The sequence below is a fragment of the Streptomyces sp. NPDC047315 genome (assembly GCF_040643215.1).
Taxonomy (GTDB): Bacteria; Actinomycetota; Actinomycetes; order Streptomycetales; family Streptomycetaceae; genus Streptomyces.
The window spans coordinates 1-15877 of sequence record NZ_JBEYTZ010000002.1; the positions used below are offsets into that span (position 1 = coordinate 1).

A 15877-nucleotide genomic window follows, 5' to 3' on the forward strand; every position below is an offset into this window, starting at 1 on the left:
CCAAGGGCAAGGACTCCCTCACCGCAGTCCTCGACGGCACCATCGAAGGCGTCGTCGAAAAGCTGATCAAGGGCCACAACCACCTCGGCGACCACGTCGGCAAGAAACTCCCCGACGCCATCGGCCAGAGCTCCAAGACCCACAAGAACACCGACAAGGACGTCGACGACCGCATCAAGAAGATCACCGGCAGCGGCAAACGCGACACCGACGACCTCACCGGCAAACGCGCCGAATCCGAAGGCCCCGCCCGCAAGCGCCCCGACGACGTCCGCACCCAACCCGCGTCGCTCGACGACGTCAAGAACGACCCCCGGCGCCACTCCGTCCCCCTCGACAAGAAGACCTGCCGCAACGACCCGATCGACGTCGCCACCGGCGAGATGACGCTCCCGCAGACCGATCTGGTGCTGCCCGGCGTCCTTCCCCTGACGCTGCGCCGCACCCATCTGTCGGAGTACCGCTACGGCCGCTGGTTCGGCCGCAGTTGGGCCTCCACCCTGGACGAGCGCATCGAACTCGACGCCGCCGGCCGCGGCGCGATCTGGGCGCGCGACGACGGTTCCGTACTCCTCTACCCCCGGCTCCCCGCGCCCGGCGACCCCGACGGCGTCCTGCCGCTGGAGGGCCCGCGGCTGCGCCTGGTGCACGGCGGGCAGCGGGACGCGGAGACGTCGTACCTGGTCACCGACCCGGCGGACGGCACCGTCCGGACCTTCACCGGCAGCCCGTACGGCGAGTCCGCCGCCTTCTGGCTGCGGGAGATCGAGGACCGCAACGGCAACGGCGTCACCTTCCAGCGCCGCGGCGACGGCTCCCCCACCAGGGTCCTCCACGACGGCGGCTACCAGGTCGGCGTCGCCTGCCGCGACGGACGCGTGCACGAACTGTCGCTGCGCACGCCCGACGGCCCCGTCACCGTCCTGACCTACGGCTACGACCGGGACGGCAACCTCGACGCCGTCACCAACTCCTCCGGTCTGCCGATGCGCTTCGCGTACGACGCGGAAGCGCGCATCACGTCCTGGACCGACCGCAACGACTCCACGTTCCAGTACGTCTACGACCCCGCCGGCCGCGTCGTGCGGACCGTCGGCCCCGACGGCACCCTGTCGTCCACCTTCGCGTACGGGACCGGCCCCGACCCCGACACCGGCACCCGCGTCACCCGCTACACCGACTCCACCGGCGCCACCACCGTCTTCCACCTCAACGAGCTGCTCCAACTCGTCGCCGAGACCGACGCGAACGGCGCGACGAGCGTCTTCGAACGGGACCGCTACGACCGGCTCCTGAGCAGCACCGACCCGCTGGGCCGCACCATCGGCGTGACGTACGACGCCGACGGCTCCGTCACCTCGGTGACCCGCCCCGACGGCCGCCGCACCACCGTCGAGTACGAGGGCTCCCCCGCCCTGCCCGTGCTGGTGAACCAGCCGGACGGCCGCACCGTCCGCCAGGAGTACGACGACCGGGGCAACCGCACCTCCGTGACCGGGCCCACCGGCCTCACGACCCGCTTCGGCTACGACGGCCGGGGCCGGCTGGCGTCCACGACCGACCCCCTCGGCCGGACGACGACGCTCCGCTGCGACGACGCCGGTCTCGTCGTCGAGTCCACCGACCCGCTGGGCGCCGTCACCGGGTACGCGTACGACGCCTTCGGCCGGCCCGTCGCCGTCAGCGACCCGCTCGGCCGGGTCACCCGGCTGACCTGGAGCACCGAAGGTCGGCTCGTGCGCCGCGTGGAGCCCGACGGCTCCGAACGGACGTGGACGTACGACGGCGAGGGCAACGTCACCGGCCGCACGGACCCCGGCGGCGGCCGGTCCGCGTACGAGTACGGCGCCTTCGACCGGCTGTCCGCCCGCACCGGCCCGGACGGCGCGCGCTACGAGTTCGCCCACGACACCGAGCTGCGGCTCACCGGGGTCACCGACCCGCGCGGGCTGACCTGGACGTACGAGTACGACCCGGTCGGCCGGCTGACGTCCGAGACGGACTTCGACGGCCGCACCCTGCGCTACGGCTACGACGCCGCAGGCCAGTTGACCTCCCGCACCAACGCGCTCGACGAGACGACCCGTTACGCCTACAACGCGCTCGGCCAACTCCTCCGCAAGGACGCGGCCGGCGCCGTCACGGAGTTCGCGTACGACGCCTTCGACGAGCTGGCACGTGCCACCGGCCCCGACGGCACCCTGGACCGGATCCGCGACGCCCTCGGCCTGCTGCGCTCCGAGACGGTCGACGGACGGACGCTGAGCTTCGCCTACGACGAGTGGGGCCGGCCGGTCGGCCGCACCACGCCCACCGGCGCCGTCAGCGAGTGGACCCACGACGCCGAGAACGCCCTCACCCGGCTGACCGCTTCGGGCCGCACGCTCACCTTCCGGCACGACGCCGCCGGCCGCGAGCTGACCCGGACGATCGGCTCGTCCCTCACCCTCACCCACGGCTTCGACGAACTGGGCCGCCTCACCGAGCAGCACCTGGTCGGTCAGGACGGCGCCACGGTGCAGCGGCGGGGCTACGCGTACCGCGCCGACGGCCACCTGACCGACGTGGACGACTCGGTCAGCGGCCGGCGCAGCTACACCCTCGACGCCGGCGCCCGGGTCACCGCGGTGGAGGCGGACGGCTGGTCGGAGAGTTACGCGTACGACCCCGCGGGCAACCAGACCGCGGCGTCGTGGCCGGCCTCGCACCCGGACGCCGAGGTGGCCACCGGCCCCCGCTCGTACACCGGGAACCGGCTCACGGACGCCGGCGGGCTGCGCTACGAGTACGACGCCCAGGGGCGCGTCGTGCTGCGGCAGAAGACCCGGCTCTCCCGCAAGCCGGAGACCTGGCGCTACGCATGGGACGCGGACGACCGCCTGGTGGGGGTGGTGACCCCGGACGGCGCGCGCTGGCGCTACCGCTACGACCCGCTGGGCCGCCGCTCCGCCAAGCAGCGGCTCTCCGCGGGCGGGGAGGTCGTCGAGGAGACCACCTTCACCTGGGAGGGCTCGACCCTCTGCGAGCAGACGACCGCGGCGCACGCCGGGTCGGAGCACCCGGTCACGCTGACGTGGGACCACCGCGGACTGCACCCCGTCGCCCAGCGGGAACGCATCCTTTCGGCCAGTCGGGAGGAGATCGCCAGCCGCTTCTTCTCCGTCGTCACGGACCTGGTCGGCACCCCGACCGAACTCGTCGACGAACAGGGCGAGATCTCCTGGCGCAGGCGCTCCACCGTGTGGGGCACGACCCTGTGGAACCGCGATGCGACCGCGTACACGCCGCTGCGCTTCCCGGGCCAGTACTTCGACCCCGAAACGGGGCTCCACTACAACGTCTTCCGCACCTACGACCCGGAGACGGCGCGCTATCTGAGCCCCGATCCGCTGGGCCTTTCGCCGGCGCCCAATCCGTCGACGTACGTCCACAATCCGCTCACCGGATCCGATCACCTGGGGCTCGCGCCGGACGAATGCACGGTCACGGTGTACCGGAAGCAGACGCGCTATCCACAGAGCCAGCGCGTCCACATCGACGAGAACGGCAACGTCAGGATCAGCGGAAAGAACTCGCTGTACGTCAACATGAGCGGGGACATCCGGCACACCACCGAATTCCGCGAGGGCGAAGCCGGGTCACAACAGATCGTCGCCTTCGAAGTTCCGAAGAGCTTCCTGGAATACGTCCGGCGGGAGGCCGTCCCGCAGGAGCAGCCGTCGGACCTGGGCTTCACCAAGGCGGAATGGCGGGAGATCAAGAAGTCCTACCCGGAGATTTCCGACCCCACGAAGGGAAAGGACCTCTACGGTCTCCCCAATGAAGTCATCGAGAAAATGCGAGGGGTCATCATTCCGGGCTCTGGTAAGATCGTTCAGGATTTTGATGACGGAAAGTAGTGGGGATGCTGCACGAAATCGAGGGTGTCGAGCAGGAGCGGTCACGCGTTTCCGAGCGGCCTGAAATCGATCCCGATGTGCCCTTGCTCTCCTACGTCGAGGTGGCGGTGGCGGGCTCGCCCGAGGCGTACGCCCGCCGGCTGCGCGAGGTCCTGGCGGCGGTGTACGACCTCGCCGTGCGGGAGGACTTGGACGAGGAAGTGGTGCCGGTCGACACCCTCCCCGCGTGGTTCGTGGGCGTGTGCCGCGGCGGCGGGGGGACCGAGCCCACCGAAGAATTCGCCGCCGAGGGCCTGGCGGGGTACACCGAGCGGACCGGCAGCGGTCCCTGGGAGATCCAGGACTGGCTGTCGCGCTTCCATCCCGAACTGGAGTCGCGGGGCTGGGCGTTCTGGGACCTGACGCACCCGAAGGACGGCGGGGACCGGCTGCGGCTGTGGGTGGACACCTGGGGCGAGTCGTTCTTCGCCTGGGAGGAGCTGCGCTTCCTCGCGTACGTCTGCGGGGCGCGCTCCGTCGCGGACCCGGCGCTGGCCGAGCCCGGCGCGTGGGCCGAGGAGGCGTCCGTATGACCGACGGCGCACGCCCCGACGGCTCCGTGGAGATCCCCTCGCACCAGGTGCGAGCGGTCTTCACCGAGGAGACCATCACGGTCTACCAGGCGTACTCCGCGCGGATCGCGGACCCCGCGCTGAAGGCGGGCACCTTCGTCGACCCGTTCAAGCGCGCCCGGATGACCTGGATCAAGCCGTCCTTCCTGTGGATGATGTACCGCTGCGGCTGGGCCGCCAAGCCCGACCAAGAGCGGGTCCTCGCCCTCGACATCACCCGCGAGGGCTTCGAGTGGGCGCTGTCGAACGCCTGCCTGAGCCACTACGACCGCACCCGCTTCGCCACCGAGGACGAGTGGCGCACGGCCCTCAAGTCCAGCCCGGTCCGCGTCCAGTGGGACCCCGAGCGCGACCTCGGGCTGAACCCACTGCCGCACCGCGCGATCCAGGTCGGGCTGTCGGGCGAGGCGGTCGAGCGCTACGTGGACGACTGGATCACCGCCGTACGGGACGTGACGCCGCTGGCGCACGAGGTGCACGCGGCCGTGCTCGCCGGCGACCGGGCCGCCGCCGGGGCGCTGTTGCCCGCGGAGCGCCCGTATCCGCTCCCCGCCGATGCGGTCGAGCGCATCGGAAGGTCCTGAAACCGCAGGTTGCACTTGCACAACACCTGAGGTGCCGGCTGGACAAAGCGTCCGGGGCGACAGCACGATGTGGGGGAACAGGAAGCACCGCGGCGAATCATCGGGGGGAACACCGCGAAGCCTGTTCTCCCGTCCTCCCGCTGGACCGCGGAGTCCCCGCACTCTCCACGGAGGAACCTCGCCATGAGCTTCGGCGACCCGAACAACCCCTACGGCCAGCCCCAGGGGCAGCAACCGGGCGGATACGGCCAGCCCCAGCAGCCCGGTGGTTACGGCCAGCCCCAGCAGCCGGGCGGGTACGGCCAGCAGCCCGGAGGCTACGGGCAGCCCCAGGACCAGCAGGGGTACGGCTATCCGCAACAGGGGCCGCCCCAGCCCCAGCAGAGCCAGTACGGCTACCCGCAGGCCCCGCCCGTCCAGCCGTACGACGCCTATCAGCAGCCCGGCTACGGCAGCGGGATGCCGGAGCTGGCCCACTGGGGTCTGCGCGTCGGCTCCTTCCTGATAGACAGCCTGATCTCGGCGACGCCGTACATCGTGGTGTCGGTGATCGCCGCCGCCTCGCGCGTGTCGACGCTCATCGTCCTCCTGACCGCGGTGTGGATGATCGCCACCACCCTGTGGATCGCCCACCGCGAGGGCACCACCGGCCAGTCCCCGGGCAAGCAGGTACTCGGCATCAAGCTGCTGCGGGAGCAGGACGGCCAGGTCGTCGGCTTCGGCAAGGCGTTCGTGCGCCGGCTCGCCCACATCGTCGACGGACTGCCCTGCTACCTGGGCTACTTCTGGCCGCTGTGGGACGACAAGAAGCAGACCTTCGCCGACAAGATCTGCTCGACGGTCGTCGTCAAGTCCAACTGACCGGTCTGACGCCGAAGGACCGACCGCGCGACGCGCGAAGGCCGCGCCACCCGTTTCCGAGGTGGCGCGGCCTTCGCGTACAGCGGCTCGCGTACAGCGGCTCGCGTACGGCGGTCGATCAGTGGAAGAAGTGGCGCGTACCCGTGAAGTACATCGTCGCGCCCGCCTTCCGCGCCGCCTCGACGACCAGTTCGTCCCGGACCGAACCGCCCGGCTGGACGATCGCCCGCACGCCGGCGTCGATCAGGATCTGCGCCCCGTCCGGGAAGGGGAAGAACGCGTCGGACGCGGCGTACGAGCCCTGCGCCCGCTCCTCGCCCGCCCGCTCGACCGCGAGCTTCGCCGAGTCGACCCGGTTGACCTGCCCCATGCCGACGCCGACGGACGCGCCGTCCTTGGCGAGCAGGATGGCGTTCGACTTCACCGCGCGGCAGGCGCGCCAGGCGAACGCCAGCTCCGCCAACTCCGCCTCCGACAGCGGCTCGCCGGTCGCCAGGGTCCAGTTCGCCGGGTCGTCGCCGTCGGCCTGGAGCCGGTCGGCGACCTGGAGCAGCGCACCGCCCTCGATGAGCTTCACCTCGACGGGCGCGGCGGGCGCGTCGGGGCAGCGCAGCACCCGGATGTTCTTCTTCTTCGCCAGCACCTCGACCGCGCCGTCCTCGTACGCCGGAGCCACGATGACCTCGGTGAAGATCTCCGCGACCTGCTCGGCCATGGCGACCGAGACGGGGCGGTTCACCGCGATGACGCCGCCGAACGCGGACAGCGGGTCGCAGGCGTGCGCCTTGCGGTGCGCCTCGGCGACGTCCGCGCCGATCGCGATGCCGCACGGGTTGGCGTGCTTGATGATCGCCACGCACGGCTCGGCGTGGTCGTGCGCGGCGCGCCAGGCGGCCTCGGTGTCGGTGTAGTTGTTGTACGACATCTCCTTGCCGTGCAACTGCTCGGCCGCCGGCAGCCCGCCCTTGCCGTTGACGTACAGCGCGGCGCCCTGGTGCGGGTTCTCGCCGTAGCGCAGCACGCCGGCGCGCTCGTACGTCGTGCCCAGGAAGTCCGGGAAGTGCGCGTCCGCTCCGTCCTCAGCGGTGGCCCGGGCCGCGAACCAGGACGCCACGTCGACGTCGTACGCGGCCGTGTGCGCGAAGGCCGCGGCGGCGAGCCGGCGGCGCGCGGCCAGGTCGAAGCCGCCGTCCTCGACGGCCGCGAGCACGTCGGCGTACCGCTCGGGGCTGGTGACGACCGCGACCGAGGGGTGGTTCTTCGCGGCGGCGCGGACCATGGAGGGGCCGCCGATGTCGATCTGCTCGACGCACTCGTCCGGGCTGGCGCCCGATGCGACGGTCTCGCGGAACGGGTAGAGGTTCACGACGACCAGGTCGAACGGCTCCACACCCAGCTCGGCGAGCTGCTCGCGGTGCGCGTCGAGCCGCAGGTCGGCGAGGATGCCGGCGTGGACGCGCGGGTGCAGCGTCTTGACCCGGCCGTCCAGGCACTCGGGGAAGCCGGTCAGGTCCTCGACCTTGACCACGGGCACGCCGGCGGCGGCGATCTTCGCGGCGGTGGACCCGGTGGAGACGAGCTGCACGCCCGCCCCGTGCAGACCGCGGGCGAGGTCTTCGAGGCCCGTCTTGTCGTACACGCTGACCAGCGCCCGCCTGACGGGGCGCCTGCCGCTCGCGGCAGCCTCAACACTCACGGGAAAACAACCTTTCGTCCCTCGATGCGGTAGCCGTCACGGGCCAACCGCCCGACGACCTCGACGAGCAGCACTCGCTCGACTTCCTTGATCCGCTCGTGCAGAGCGGCTTCGTCGTCCTGCTCCCGGACCTCCACCACGCCCTGCGCGATGATCGGCCCGGTGTCGACGCCGTCGTCGACGAAGTGGACGGTGCAGCCGGTGACCCGGGCGCCGTACGCGAGTGCGTCCCGCACTCCGTGGGCGCCGGGGAAACTGGGCAGCAGGGCGGGGTGCGTGTTGACGCAGCGCCCGCCGAAACGGGCGAGGAACTCCTTGCCCACGATCTTCATGAACCCGGCGGACACGACGAGGTCGGGCTCGTACGCCGCGGTGGCCTCGGCCAGCGCGCGGTCCCACGCCTCGCGGGTGGGGTGGTCCTTCACCCGGCAGACGAACGTCGGCAGCCCGGCGCGCTCGGCGCGCTCCAGGCCGCCCGCGCCGTAACGATCCGCCCCGACGGCGACGACGCGTGCGCCGAAGCCGTCCGGGTCGGCCTCGATCGCGTCGAGGAGGGCTTGGAGGTTCGTACCGGATCCGGAGACGAGGACGACGATCCTGGCCGGACGGCGGGCCGGCGCGTCGTCGGGTCGGGCGGGAGCGGGGGCCACGGCGGATCTCTTTCGGGTACGGCGTGCGGGTGCGCACGGTTTTGTGTGGTCGTACGAACGAATCGCGCCCCTCGATACGGGGAACTCTACGAAAGGGCCGACCGTCAGCAACGATACCGGCACCAAGGAAGGCCCCCGGGGGACGGGGGCGCGGCCGGGAGGTAGCGTCAGGGGACAACCACCCGTCCCCGGACGGGCACGAGACGACGACACAAGACCCCAGGTGCACCGGGTCTGAGGGGAAGACGTTCACCAGATGCGGGACCGACGCCGCCGTACGGACCTCCTGTTGCCGCGGGAGCGCCAGTCCACCGACGACAACAACCCCTTCGCGCCGCCGCCGGAGGGCCGGCCCGACCAGCCCTGGCAGCCGCGCCGCCCGGACGACTCCGGCCCCTCCGACGGGTCGGACTCCTCGGGCTCCGCCGACGCCCCGGAGTCCTCGACCTCGTCAGGTGGCCGGTCGGGCTGGGGCAGCCAGTGGAGCAGCCGCCAGCCGGGCCGCTCGTCGGGCGGCGGCTTCGGCGGTCGCCCCGGAGGATCCTCCGAGAACGGCTCCTCCCAGGGCGCCGGCCCGCGCTGGGACCCCACGGACCCGGCCCAGCGCCGCGCGCGGTACGCGCTGCTGGCGGGCATGTGGGCGTTCTTCTTCGTCCTCTTCGACTTCATGGAGATCGCCCTCCTGCTGGGCGCCCTGGCGATGTACTGGGCGATCAGCTCCCTGCGCGCCAAGCCCAAGCGCCCGGACCCCACGTCCGCGACGCCGCCGGCGTCCCCGGCCCCCTCGCCCCAGACGGCCAGCCGCACCCAGCGCACCTCCGCGATCACCGGCCTGGTGATGGCGTCCCTGGCCCTCCTGGTCGTCGCGTCCACGTACGCGGTCCAGCTCGTCTACCAGGACTTCTACACCTGCGAACGGGACGCCCTGACGAAGGCGGGCCAGGTGTCGTGCAACAGCAAGCTCCCGGAGCCGCTGCGCGAGCTCTACGGCGTGAAGGACTGACGCCCACGCCCTGGGGGTGCCACTGCGGCGCCCCGCGTCCACCGGGCCCGGGGAGTGCTGGGGCGACCAGCACTCCCCGGGCCCGACGCTTTGAAGGGTCGCCCGGCGCGTCTTGGAGGGACGGGGGCAAAGGGTCAGTGCAGCGAGGCGAAGTCCTGCCAGCCGGTGCCGATCTTCACGCCGCGTGTGACCCCGCCCGCGCCGTCGCCGCCGTACCGGTACAGCTCGCCGGTCGTCGTCGTACGGGCGACGATGTCGTTCTTCCCGTCGCCCGTCAGGTCGCCCACCCCGACGATGTCTCGGAAGCCGCTCCAGCCCGTGCCCATCACCACGCCGCGCTGGATCGTGGCCTGCCCCGTGCCGAAGTACCGGTAGAGGTCGCCGGTGACGGTACGGGCCAGCAGGTCCGCGTGCCCGTCGCCGTTGAGGTCTCCGGGGCCGACGACGGTCAGCGACTTCCAGTTCGTACCGATCCTGCCCGCCGCGGTGACGCCGCCGGTCTTCGTGCCGCCGTAGAGGTACAGGTCGCCGCTGGCGGCGTCCCGTGCCACGAGGTCCGGGACGCCGTCTCCGGTCAGGTCTCCGGAGTGCAGCAGGGCGTCGAAGCCGCTCCACCCGCTGCCGATCTTGGTGGCCGGTGACTGCGGCGTGACCGCGGTGCCGCGCGGTGCGCCGTAGCGGTACAGGGCGCCCGAGCCGTCCCGTACGAGGACGTCGTTGCTGCCGTCCCCGTTCAGGTCACCGAAGGGGACGAGGGTGCTGTCGGCGGGCCAGGTGCCCGCGCTGACCCTTTCGTTGACGGTCTGGGACGCGTTCCCCTTGTAGATGCTCACGGCACCGGTCGAAGCGCGCGCGAACAGGTCGGGGAAGCCGTCGCCGCCCACGTAGTCCCGGTGCCCGGGCTTGGGGGTGGTCAGCCCCGTTCCGGCGGCGAACACCTGGAAGAGCCAGGCACTGGTGGGGCGGTGGGTCCACACCACGGTGGCTTCGCCGTCGCGGCCGGTGGCGCTGCTGCCGGATTCGTAGGTGCCGTTCCGGCCGAGGCCCGTGGGCCGGGACCACACCCCCGCGTTCCTGGAAGCCGTGAACACGTCGGAGACGTTGCGATCGGCCGTCCGCTCGGTCCAGTACGTGTGGATCGTGCCGTCGGCACCGATGCTGGCGTCCCAGAAGTTGGAGGTCAGGTTGGTGGAGAGCGTCCGGACCGGGCTCCAAGTCCCGTCCGGCGCACGGGTGGAGGTCTCCGTCGCCCCGCGGGGCGGTGCTGCCTCATCCCATTCGAAGCTGCCCCAGACGAAGGTGACGTCGCCGTCTGGGCCGATCAGCGGCTTGCTGACCCGCTCGGTGTTCTGGGGGACGTCCTCGGCCGGGCCCCACTGGGTGCTGCCGGCCGGTCGGTAGGCGAATTTGCTGCGCTCCGAGGTGTTCCAGCCCAGCACCGCCGCCCCGCTCGCGCTCCTCGTCATGACCGCGTGGTTGGTCGGCTGGGAGCTCGCCGATCCGCTGATGGTGACCGGTGCGCCCCAGTCAGCCGCCCCGGCGGCCCTGGTGAGGACGTGAACGCCGTGCCCCTCGGGCTTGAAGTAGTCGGAGGTGGACCAGGCGAGGGTGGTCGTGCCGTCCGGCTCGACGAACGCCGTCGGAGCCTGGGCAGGGTCGTCGGTCAGGTTGAGGGGAGTCGACCACGAGCCGTCGGAGTTGCTGCGCTCGGACACGTAGAGCTTGAAAGTCGGCCACCCGTTCGGATGGCTCATGACCTCGTCGGTCCACAGGGCGACGAGCCTGCCGCTCGGGTTGCCGGCCAGCGTCAGATCACGCCCCTCGGTGACCTGCGCGATCTGTGTCACGGGTGTCCAGGTCCCCGAACCGGGAATGAAGCTGGACATGCTGTAGGCGAAGCCCGCCCCCGACGCCTGTTGCCAGACCGCGGTCACTGAGCCGTCGTCCGCGGTGTGGAGGAAGCCGCCTCCCGGCGAGTCGGCGGCCAGTCTGCGAGCCGGGCCCCAGACGGTGCTCTTCGGTGGACGGGTGGCCGTCCAGACTTCCCAGGAGCGAGTGCCGGTTTCGCGAGACCACATGGTCACGGCGGAGCCGTCGGACGCAATCGCGACCGATCCGGCCCAGTTGGCCTCGTCGGCACTGGTCAGCGGCGTGGGCGTGCTCCACGGCCCCGGCGCCGCCTGCGGTTTCGCCACTCCCGCGGCGGGTGCGGCCGTGACGGTGGCCGCCGCGGCCGTGCCGGTGGCGGTGGCCGCGGTCCATCCGGCGCCCGCCGCGACGAGCACCGGTGTTAACGCGGCCGTGACGACCCTGTTCCTGCGCGCCATGCGCCCCTCCCCTTCTCGCCATGTACACGCGAGATTACTGAGCACATGACCACCGGGGAACAGCTCTCCGTTATCACGTGATGTGTCACGATCACGTGTCCCATCAGGCCCCTTGCCCTCCCTTGCCTTGTCCTCCCTTGCCGCCGTCCGGGTCGCTCGGCCAGGGGCTCGGCGGGGCCGCCCAGGGGCGGGACGGGTCCGTCGGGGGGAGGGGGGACGGGGGCGGGCGGTCCGCCCAGGCGTCCAGGGGGAGGAAGTCGTACGGTCCGTCCTGCGCGTCCAGGACCTCCAGCGGGTCCCGGCCCTCCAGTGCGTCCAGCGGGCTCGCCGACGGCTTCGGCTTCTCCGCAGCGGGCGCCGTCGTCTTCGGCTTGGGCCCGGCGCGCTTGAGGGTCTTCAGCCTTCCCAGGCCCCGACTCAGGGGCTTCGGCTGCCCCGTGACCGGCGGTGCCTTCGGGGACGTTTTCAAGGTCGTTTTCGGGGACACCGTCGGCGGCGTCTTCGCGGGCGCCTTCAGAGGCTGCGCCTCCGCGGGGGCGCTGTCGCGGCCCCGCCAGGCCCGTACCCCCAGCGCCACCGGCACTCCCAGCGCCCCCGTCCACACCACCGCCGCCGCGCCCGTCAGCCACCACGCGGGGCCGAAGTCGGCCAGTCGGTGGGTGCCCAGCGGGCCGGCTGCGAACGCGGTCAGGGTCGCGGTGAGGGCGCCGCAGCCCACCGCGCCCAGCAGCGCGTTCGCCGCCGTGCGGCGGAGCGGCGCGCCCCGCTCGCCCGCGCCGAACCAGCCGACGGCCAGCCCCGCGACCACCGGCACCACCGCGCTGGACCAGTTCAGGGGGGTGCCTGGGCCCTGCGCCGGGACGATCGCGACCAGCGGGAAGTGCGGCAGCACGGGGTCCCCGTACAGCGCGAGCGGCGTCGCCGTCGCGCCCGTGCCGAGCGCGAAGCCCGGGCCGAGTCCGTACGCCGCGGCCCACACCGCCGCGTTGGGGACGAGCACGATCCCGAGGAAGAGGACGGCGACCCGGCCGGACCACTCGTCGGCCAGGTGCAGGAAGGAGTCCTGCGCGGCGTCCGCGTGCCAGACCAGCGACGACGCCACCAGCACCGCCCCGCCGCCCAGCAGCACGAGCGCACCGGCAGCCGCCGCGCGGGCGGCCACCGCGGCGCGGGCGCCGCTCAGCCAGACCCGTACGTCGTCCCACGAAGGCCACTTCGACGCCGCCGCCCCGGCCGACGGGGCTCCGGCCGGCGGGGCTCCGGCCGGCGGCGCGAACAGGCGGCCGTTCGCCGACCACGCGCCGGTCGTCGCCGCGGCGAACGCGAGCAGCGGCAGATGGAGCAGCGCGCTCAGCGCATCGGGGACGATCGAGCCTTCGCGCGCGTAGACGGTCACGCACGCGCCGACGAGCAGATAGCCGGTGGCGACGCCCCACACCGCCGTCCGGGTCGACGGCCGCGGTCGCAGCTCGGCGTCGTCGGGCGTCAGGGCGTCGCGCACGGCGCGATGGGCCAGCCAGGCGGGCAGCACGGCGAGCAGCAGCGGTACGACCCCGATGGGGGCGGGGGTCCCGTACAGCGTCTCGACGCGCACCAGCTCCGTGCCGTGCGCCAGCAGCCACAGCGAGGCGGCCACGTGCAGGGCGCCGTCCGGTCCGCTGTCCGGGTAGGGGGAGCTGATCCACAGCACCATCACCAGCACGGTGAGCGCGCCGAGCCCGAGCCCCGCGGCGGTGGCGCCGCGCAGGAGGCACCTCACCAGCGCGGCTCTGCGCCCGCCCTGTACGAGGACGGTCTGCGGGAAGTCGGTGGAGGCCGGGCCGTGTTCCGTCGTCTGGGTCACGCGGCCATGCTCCCAACGACACGCGCTTTCGCGGCGTAACGGGCGAATAGCCGTTGTGTCGCTCAATATACGTTTATGTACTTTTCTGATAAGTGCACCGCATGGGTGAGTCCACGCCCGGGAGGCCCGTGCTCGACGGGTCCGCGCCCCGGCCACGGGGGCGCGCCATGACCCAGAGCACGGCCCCGTCGGCGGAGTCGCCCCTGCCCACCCCGAAGGAACGGCGCAGGCTGCGCGAGGCGCTGTCGCTGAGCGAGGCGCAGGTGGCCGACGCCGTGGGCGTCACGAAGGCGACGGTCCGGGCGTGGGAGACCGGCCGCAGCGACCCGCGCGGACGCCGACGGGAGGCGTACGCGAAGGTGCTCGCACGCCCCCTCCCGTCGAACGAAGCGGGTGAGCCCGACACGTCGAGCGAACCGGCCGCGGCGGCGGAACGGACGGCACCGGTCGAAGCGACCACGGCGGCTACGTCACCTGCGGCAGTCGAGTCCGCTGCCGCTGCGGAACGGGCCGTCGCCCCCGGGTCGGTCACGCCCGTCCCCACAAGCCCGCCCGCGAGCCCGCCCCAGGCGACCGCCGGCCTCAGCCCCGCCGCAGCGTTCGACGCCCTGTACGCGCACGCCGCCCCCGACCTCGTACGACAGGTCTATCTGCTCACGGGCCGACAGCAGCTCTCGCACGAAGCCGTCGAGCGTGCCTTCCACACCGCCTGGCAGAACTGGCCGAAGGTCGCCCAGGACCGCGACCCGGTCAGCTGGGTGCGGGCCGTCGCCTACGAGCTGGCGCTGTCGCCGTGGCACCGGCTGCGGCCCGCGCACCGGCACCCCGAGAGCCCGCCGCTGGACAAGGCCGGGCGGGAGCTGTTGGACGCCCTGCTGGAGCTGCCGCCGCCGTACCGCCGCACCGTCCTGCTGTACGACGGGCTCGGGCTCGACCTGCCCGAGACGGCGGCGGAGACGGAGGCCAGCACCCCGGCCGCGGCGAACCGGCTGCTGCACGCGCGCGAAGCGCTCGCCGAACGGCTGCCGCACCTCGCGGCGTCCCCGGAGGCGCTGCGCGAACAGCTGGGCACGCTCGTGGCGGCCGGGCCGCCGCCGCGCCCGGCGCCGGCGGCGACCGTGCGCACCACCAGCGAGCGCCGGGCCTGGTTCTGGACCCGGGCCGCGCTGAGCGTGACCGTCCTGATCATCGGCGCCACGGGGATGACGCTGTCGACCGCGCCCACCCGCTACGTACCGGAGATCGCCCCCGCGCAGCGCGTCGGCGGCGTCCCCGGCCACGCCGGTCCCCCGCCGCAGCTCAGCCCGCAGGACGCGGCGCTGCGGGACATGCTGCGCGAGCTGCCGGGCAGCGGCCCGGGCAAGCTGGTGCCGCGGATCGAGTGAGCGCGGGGGAAACGCGTGTGGGCCCGCGCTCCGTGATGGAGTGCGGGCCCACACGCGTCGTGCGTCAGCCGTCGGACACCAGCCGTAGGGCCACCGGCGCCGTGCGGCCTTCGGCCGTCAGGCCGAGAGGATCTCGCGGGCGAGCTTCGCCGTCTCGGTCGGGGTCTTGCCGACCTTGACGCCGGCGGCCTCCAGGGCCTCCTTCTTCGCCTGCGCGGTGCCGGACGAACCGGACACGATCGCACCGGCGTGGCCCATCGTCTTGCCCTCGGGGGCGGTGAAGCCCGCGACGTAGCCGACGACCGGCTTCGTCACGTTCGCCTTGATGAAGTCCGCCGCGCGCTCCTCGGCGTCGCCGCCGATCTCGCCGATCATCACGATCAGCTCGGTCTCCGGGTCGGCCTCGAAGGCCGCGAGGGCGTCGATGTGGGTGGTGCCGATGACCGGGTCGCCACCGATGCCGACGGCCGAGGAGAAGCCGATGTCCCGCAGCTCGTACATCATCTGGTAGGTCAGCGTGCCGGACTTCGACACCAGGCCGATGCGGCCCGGCTTGGTGATGTCGCCCGGGATGATGCCGGCGTTGGACTGGCCGGGGGTGATCAGGCCGGGGCAGTTCGGGCCGATGATCCGGGTCTTGTTGCCCTTGGCGACCGCGTACGCCCAGAAGGCGGCGGAGTCGTGCACCGCGATGCCCTCGGTGATCACGACGGCCAGCGGGATCTCGGCGTCGATGGCCTCGACCACGGCGGCCTTCGCGAAGGCCGGCGGCACGAAGAGGACGGAGACGTCGGCCCCGGTCTCCTTCATCGCCTCGGCGACCGTGCCGAAGACCGGCACGGAGGTGCCGTCGAAGTCGACGCTGGTGCCGGCCTTGCGCGGGTTGACGCCACCGACGATGTTGGTGCCGTCACCCAGCATCAGCCGGGTGTGCTTCATACCCGTGGCACCGGTCATGCCCTGAACGATGACCTTGCTGTCCTTGGTCAGGAAGATAGCCATGGTGGTGGTGTTCCTC

General features: G+C 72.5%; 11 protein-coding genes. 6 read left to right on the forward strand and 5 right to left on the reverse strand.

Annotation, left to right across the window (positions count from 1 at the left end; all coding sequences use genetic code 11):
• The 4 genes from ABZ842_RS01885 to ABZ842_RS01900 all read left to right on the forward strand — a co-directional run.
• Nucleotides 1-3899 (forward strand): DUF6531 domain-containing protein (locus ABZ842_RS01885; RefSeq protein ID WP_361530016.1); only part of this gene is annotated, 3899 nt, incomplete at its 5' end.
• Between the two features lie 5 nt (nucleotides 3900-3904).
• Nucleotides 3905-4471, forward strand: a complete 567-nt coding sequence (locus tag ABZ842_RS01890; RefSeq protein ID WP_361530019.1) for a hypothetical protein — start codon at nucleotides 3905-3907, stop codon at nucleotides 4469-4471.
• Entirely contained in the window at nucleotides 4468-5094 is a 627-nt protein-coding gene (locus tag ABZ842_RS01895) for a DUF4291 domain-containing protein (protein ID WP_361530022.1), read from the forward strand. The genes ABZ842_RS01890 and ABZ842_RS01895 overlap by 4 nt, the downstream gene beginning before the upstream one ends.
• A gap of 183 nt (nucleotides 5095-5277) precedes the next feature.
• Nucleotides 5278-5955: an RDD family protein gene (locus ABZ842_RS01900; RefSeq protein WP_361530025.1), complete on the forward strand. Its 678-nt coding sequence runs from the start codon at nucleotides 5278-5280 to the stop codon at nucleotides 5953-5955.
• 118 nt (nucleotides 5956-6073) lie between these two features.
• On the opposite strand, the gene purH is transcribed toward ABZ842_RS01900, so the two are convergent.
• Together purH and purN are read right to left on the reverse strand one after the other, a co-directional pair.
• On the reverse strand, nucleotides 6074-7651 hold the full coding sequence (purH, locus tag ABZ842_RS01905) for a bifunctional phosphoribosylaminoimidazolecarboxamide formyltransferase/IMP cyclohydrolase (RefSeq protein ID WP_361530028.1): 1578 nt from the start codon (nucleotides 7649-7651) through the stop codon (nucleotides 6074-6076).
• Entirely contained in the window at nucleotides 7648-8301 is a 654-nt protein-coding gene (purN, locus tag ABZ842_RS01910; RefSeq protein WP_361530031.1) for a phosphoribosylglycinamide formyltransferase, read from the reverse strand. The genes purH and purN overlap by 4 nt, the downstream gene beginning before the upstream one ends.
• 256 nt (nucleotides 8302-8557) lie before the next feature.
• Between purN and ABZ842_RS01915 the strand changes: the two genes are divergently transcribed.
• Nucleotides 8558-9304, forward strand: a complete 747-nt coding sequence (locus ABZ842_RS01915) for a hypothetical protein (RefSeq protein WP_361530034.1) — start codon at nucleotides 8558-8560, stop codon at nucleotides 9302-9304.
• A 134-nt stretch (nucleotides 9305-9438) separates the two neighbouring features.
• On the opposite strand, the gene ABZ842_RS01920 is transcribed toward ABZ842_RS01915, so the two are convergent.
• Together ABZ842_RS01920 and ABZ842_RS01925 are read right to left on the reverse strand one after the other, a co-directional pair.
• Entirely contained in the window at nucleotides 9439-11631 is a 2193-nt protein-coding gene (locus ABZ842_RS01920) for a VCBS repeat-containing protein (protein WP_361530037.1), read from the reverse strand.
• A gap of 103 nt (nucleotides 11632-11734) precedes the next feature.
• On the reverse strand, nucleotides 11735-13474 hold the full coding sequence (locus tag ABZ842_RS01925; protein ID WP_361530040.1) for a DUF6350 family protein: 1740 nt from the start codon (nucleotides 13472-13474) through the stop codon (nucleotides 11735-11737).
• Between the two features lie 167 nt (nucleotides 13475-13641).
• Between ABZ842_RS01925 and ABZ842_RS01930 the strand changes: the two genes are divergently transcribed.
• The gene (locus ABZ842_RS01930; RefSeq protein WP_361530043.1) at nucleotides 13642-14859 is read left to right on the forward strand and encodes a sigma factor-like helix-turn-helix DNA-binding protein; all 1218 of its coding nucleotides are present in this window, start codon (nucleotides 13642-13644) and stop codon (nucleotides 14857-14859) included.
• Nucleotides 14860-14976: 117 nt separating this feature from the next.
• On the opposite strand, the gene sucD is transcribed toward ABZ842_RS01930, so the two are convergent.
• Nucleotides 14977-15861: a succinate--CoA ligase subunit alpha gene (gene sucD, locus ABZ842_RS01935; protein ID WP_361530046.1), complete on the reverse strand. Its 885-nt coding sequence runs from the start codon at nucleotides 15859-15861 to the stop codon at nucleotides 14977-14979.
• Nucleotides 15862-15877 lie beyond the last annotated feature (16 nt).

Bases quoted from the DNA above. Each gene is read 5' to 3' on its own strand.
- ABZ842_RS01890 (WP_361530019.1), top strand. From the start codon at position 3,905: ATGCTGCACGAAATCGAGGGTGTCGAGCAGGAGCGGTCACGCGTTTCC.
- ABZ842_RS01895 (WP_361530022.1), top strand. From the start codon at position 4,468: ATGACCGACGGCGCACGCCCCGACGGCTCCGTGGAGATCCCCTCGCAC.
- ABZ842_RS01900 (WP_361530025.1), top strand. From the start codon at position 5,278: ATGAGCTTCGGCGACCCGAACAACCCCTACGGCCAGCCCCAGGGGCAG.
- ABZ842_RS01915 (WP_361530034.1), top strand. From the start codon at position 8,558: ATGCGGGACCGACGCCGCCGTACGGACCTCCTGTTGCCGCGGGAGCGC.
- ABZ842_RS01920 (WP_361530037.1), bottom strand. From the start codon at position 11,631: ATGGCGCGCAGGAACAGGGTCGTCACGGCCGCGTTAACACCGGTGCTC.
- ABZ842_RS01930 (WP_361530043.1), top strand. From the start codon at position 13,642: ATGACCCAGAGCACGGCCCCGTCGGCGGAGTCGCCCCTGCCCACCCCG.
- sucD (WP_361530046.1), bottom strand. From the start codon at position 15,861: ATGGCTATCTTCCTGACCAAGGACAGCAAGGTCATCGTTCAGGGCATG.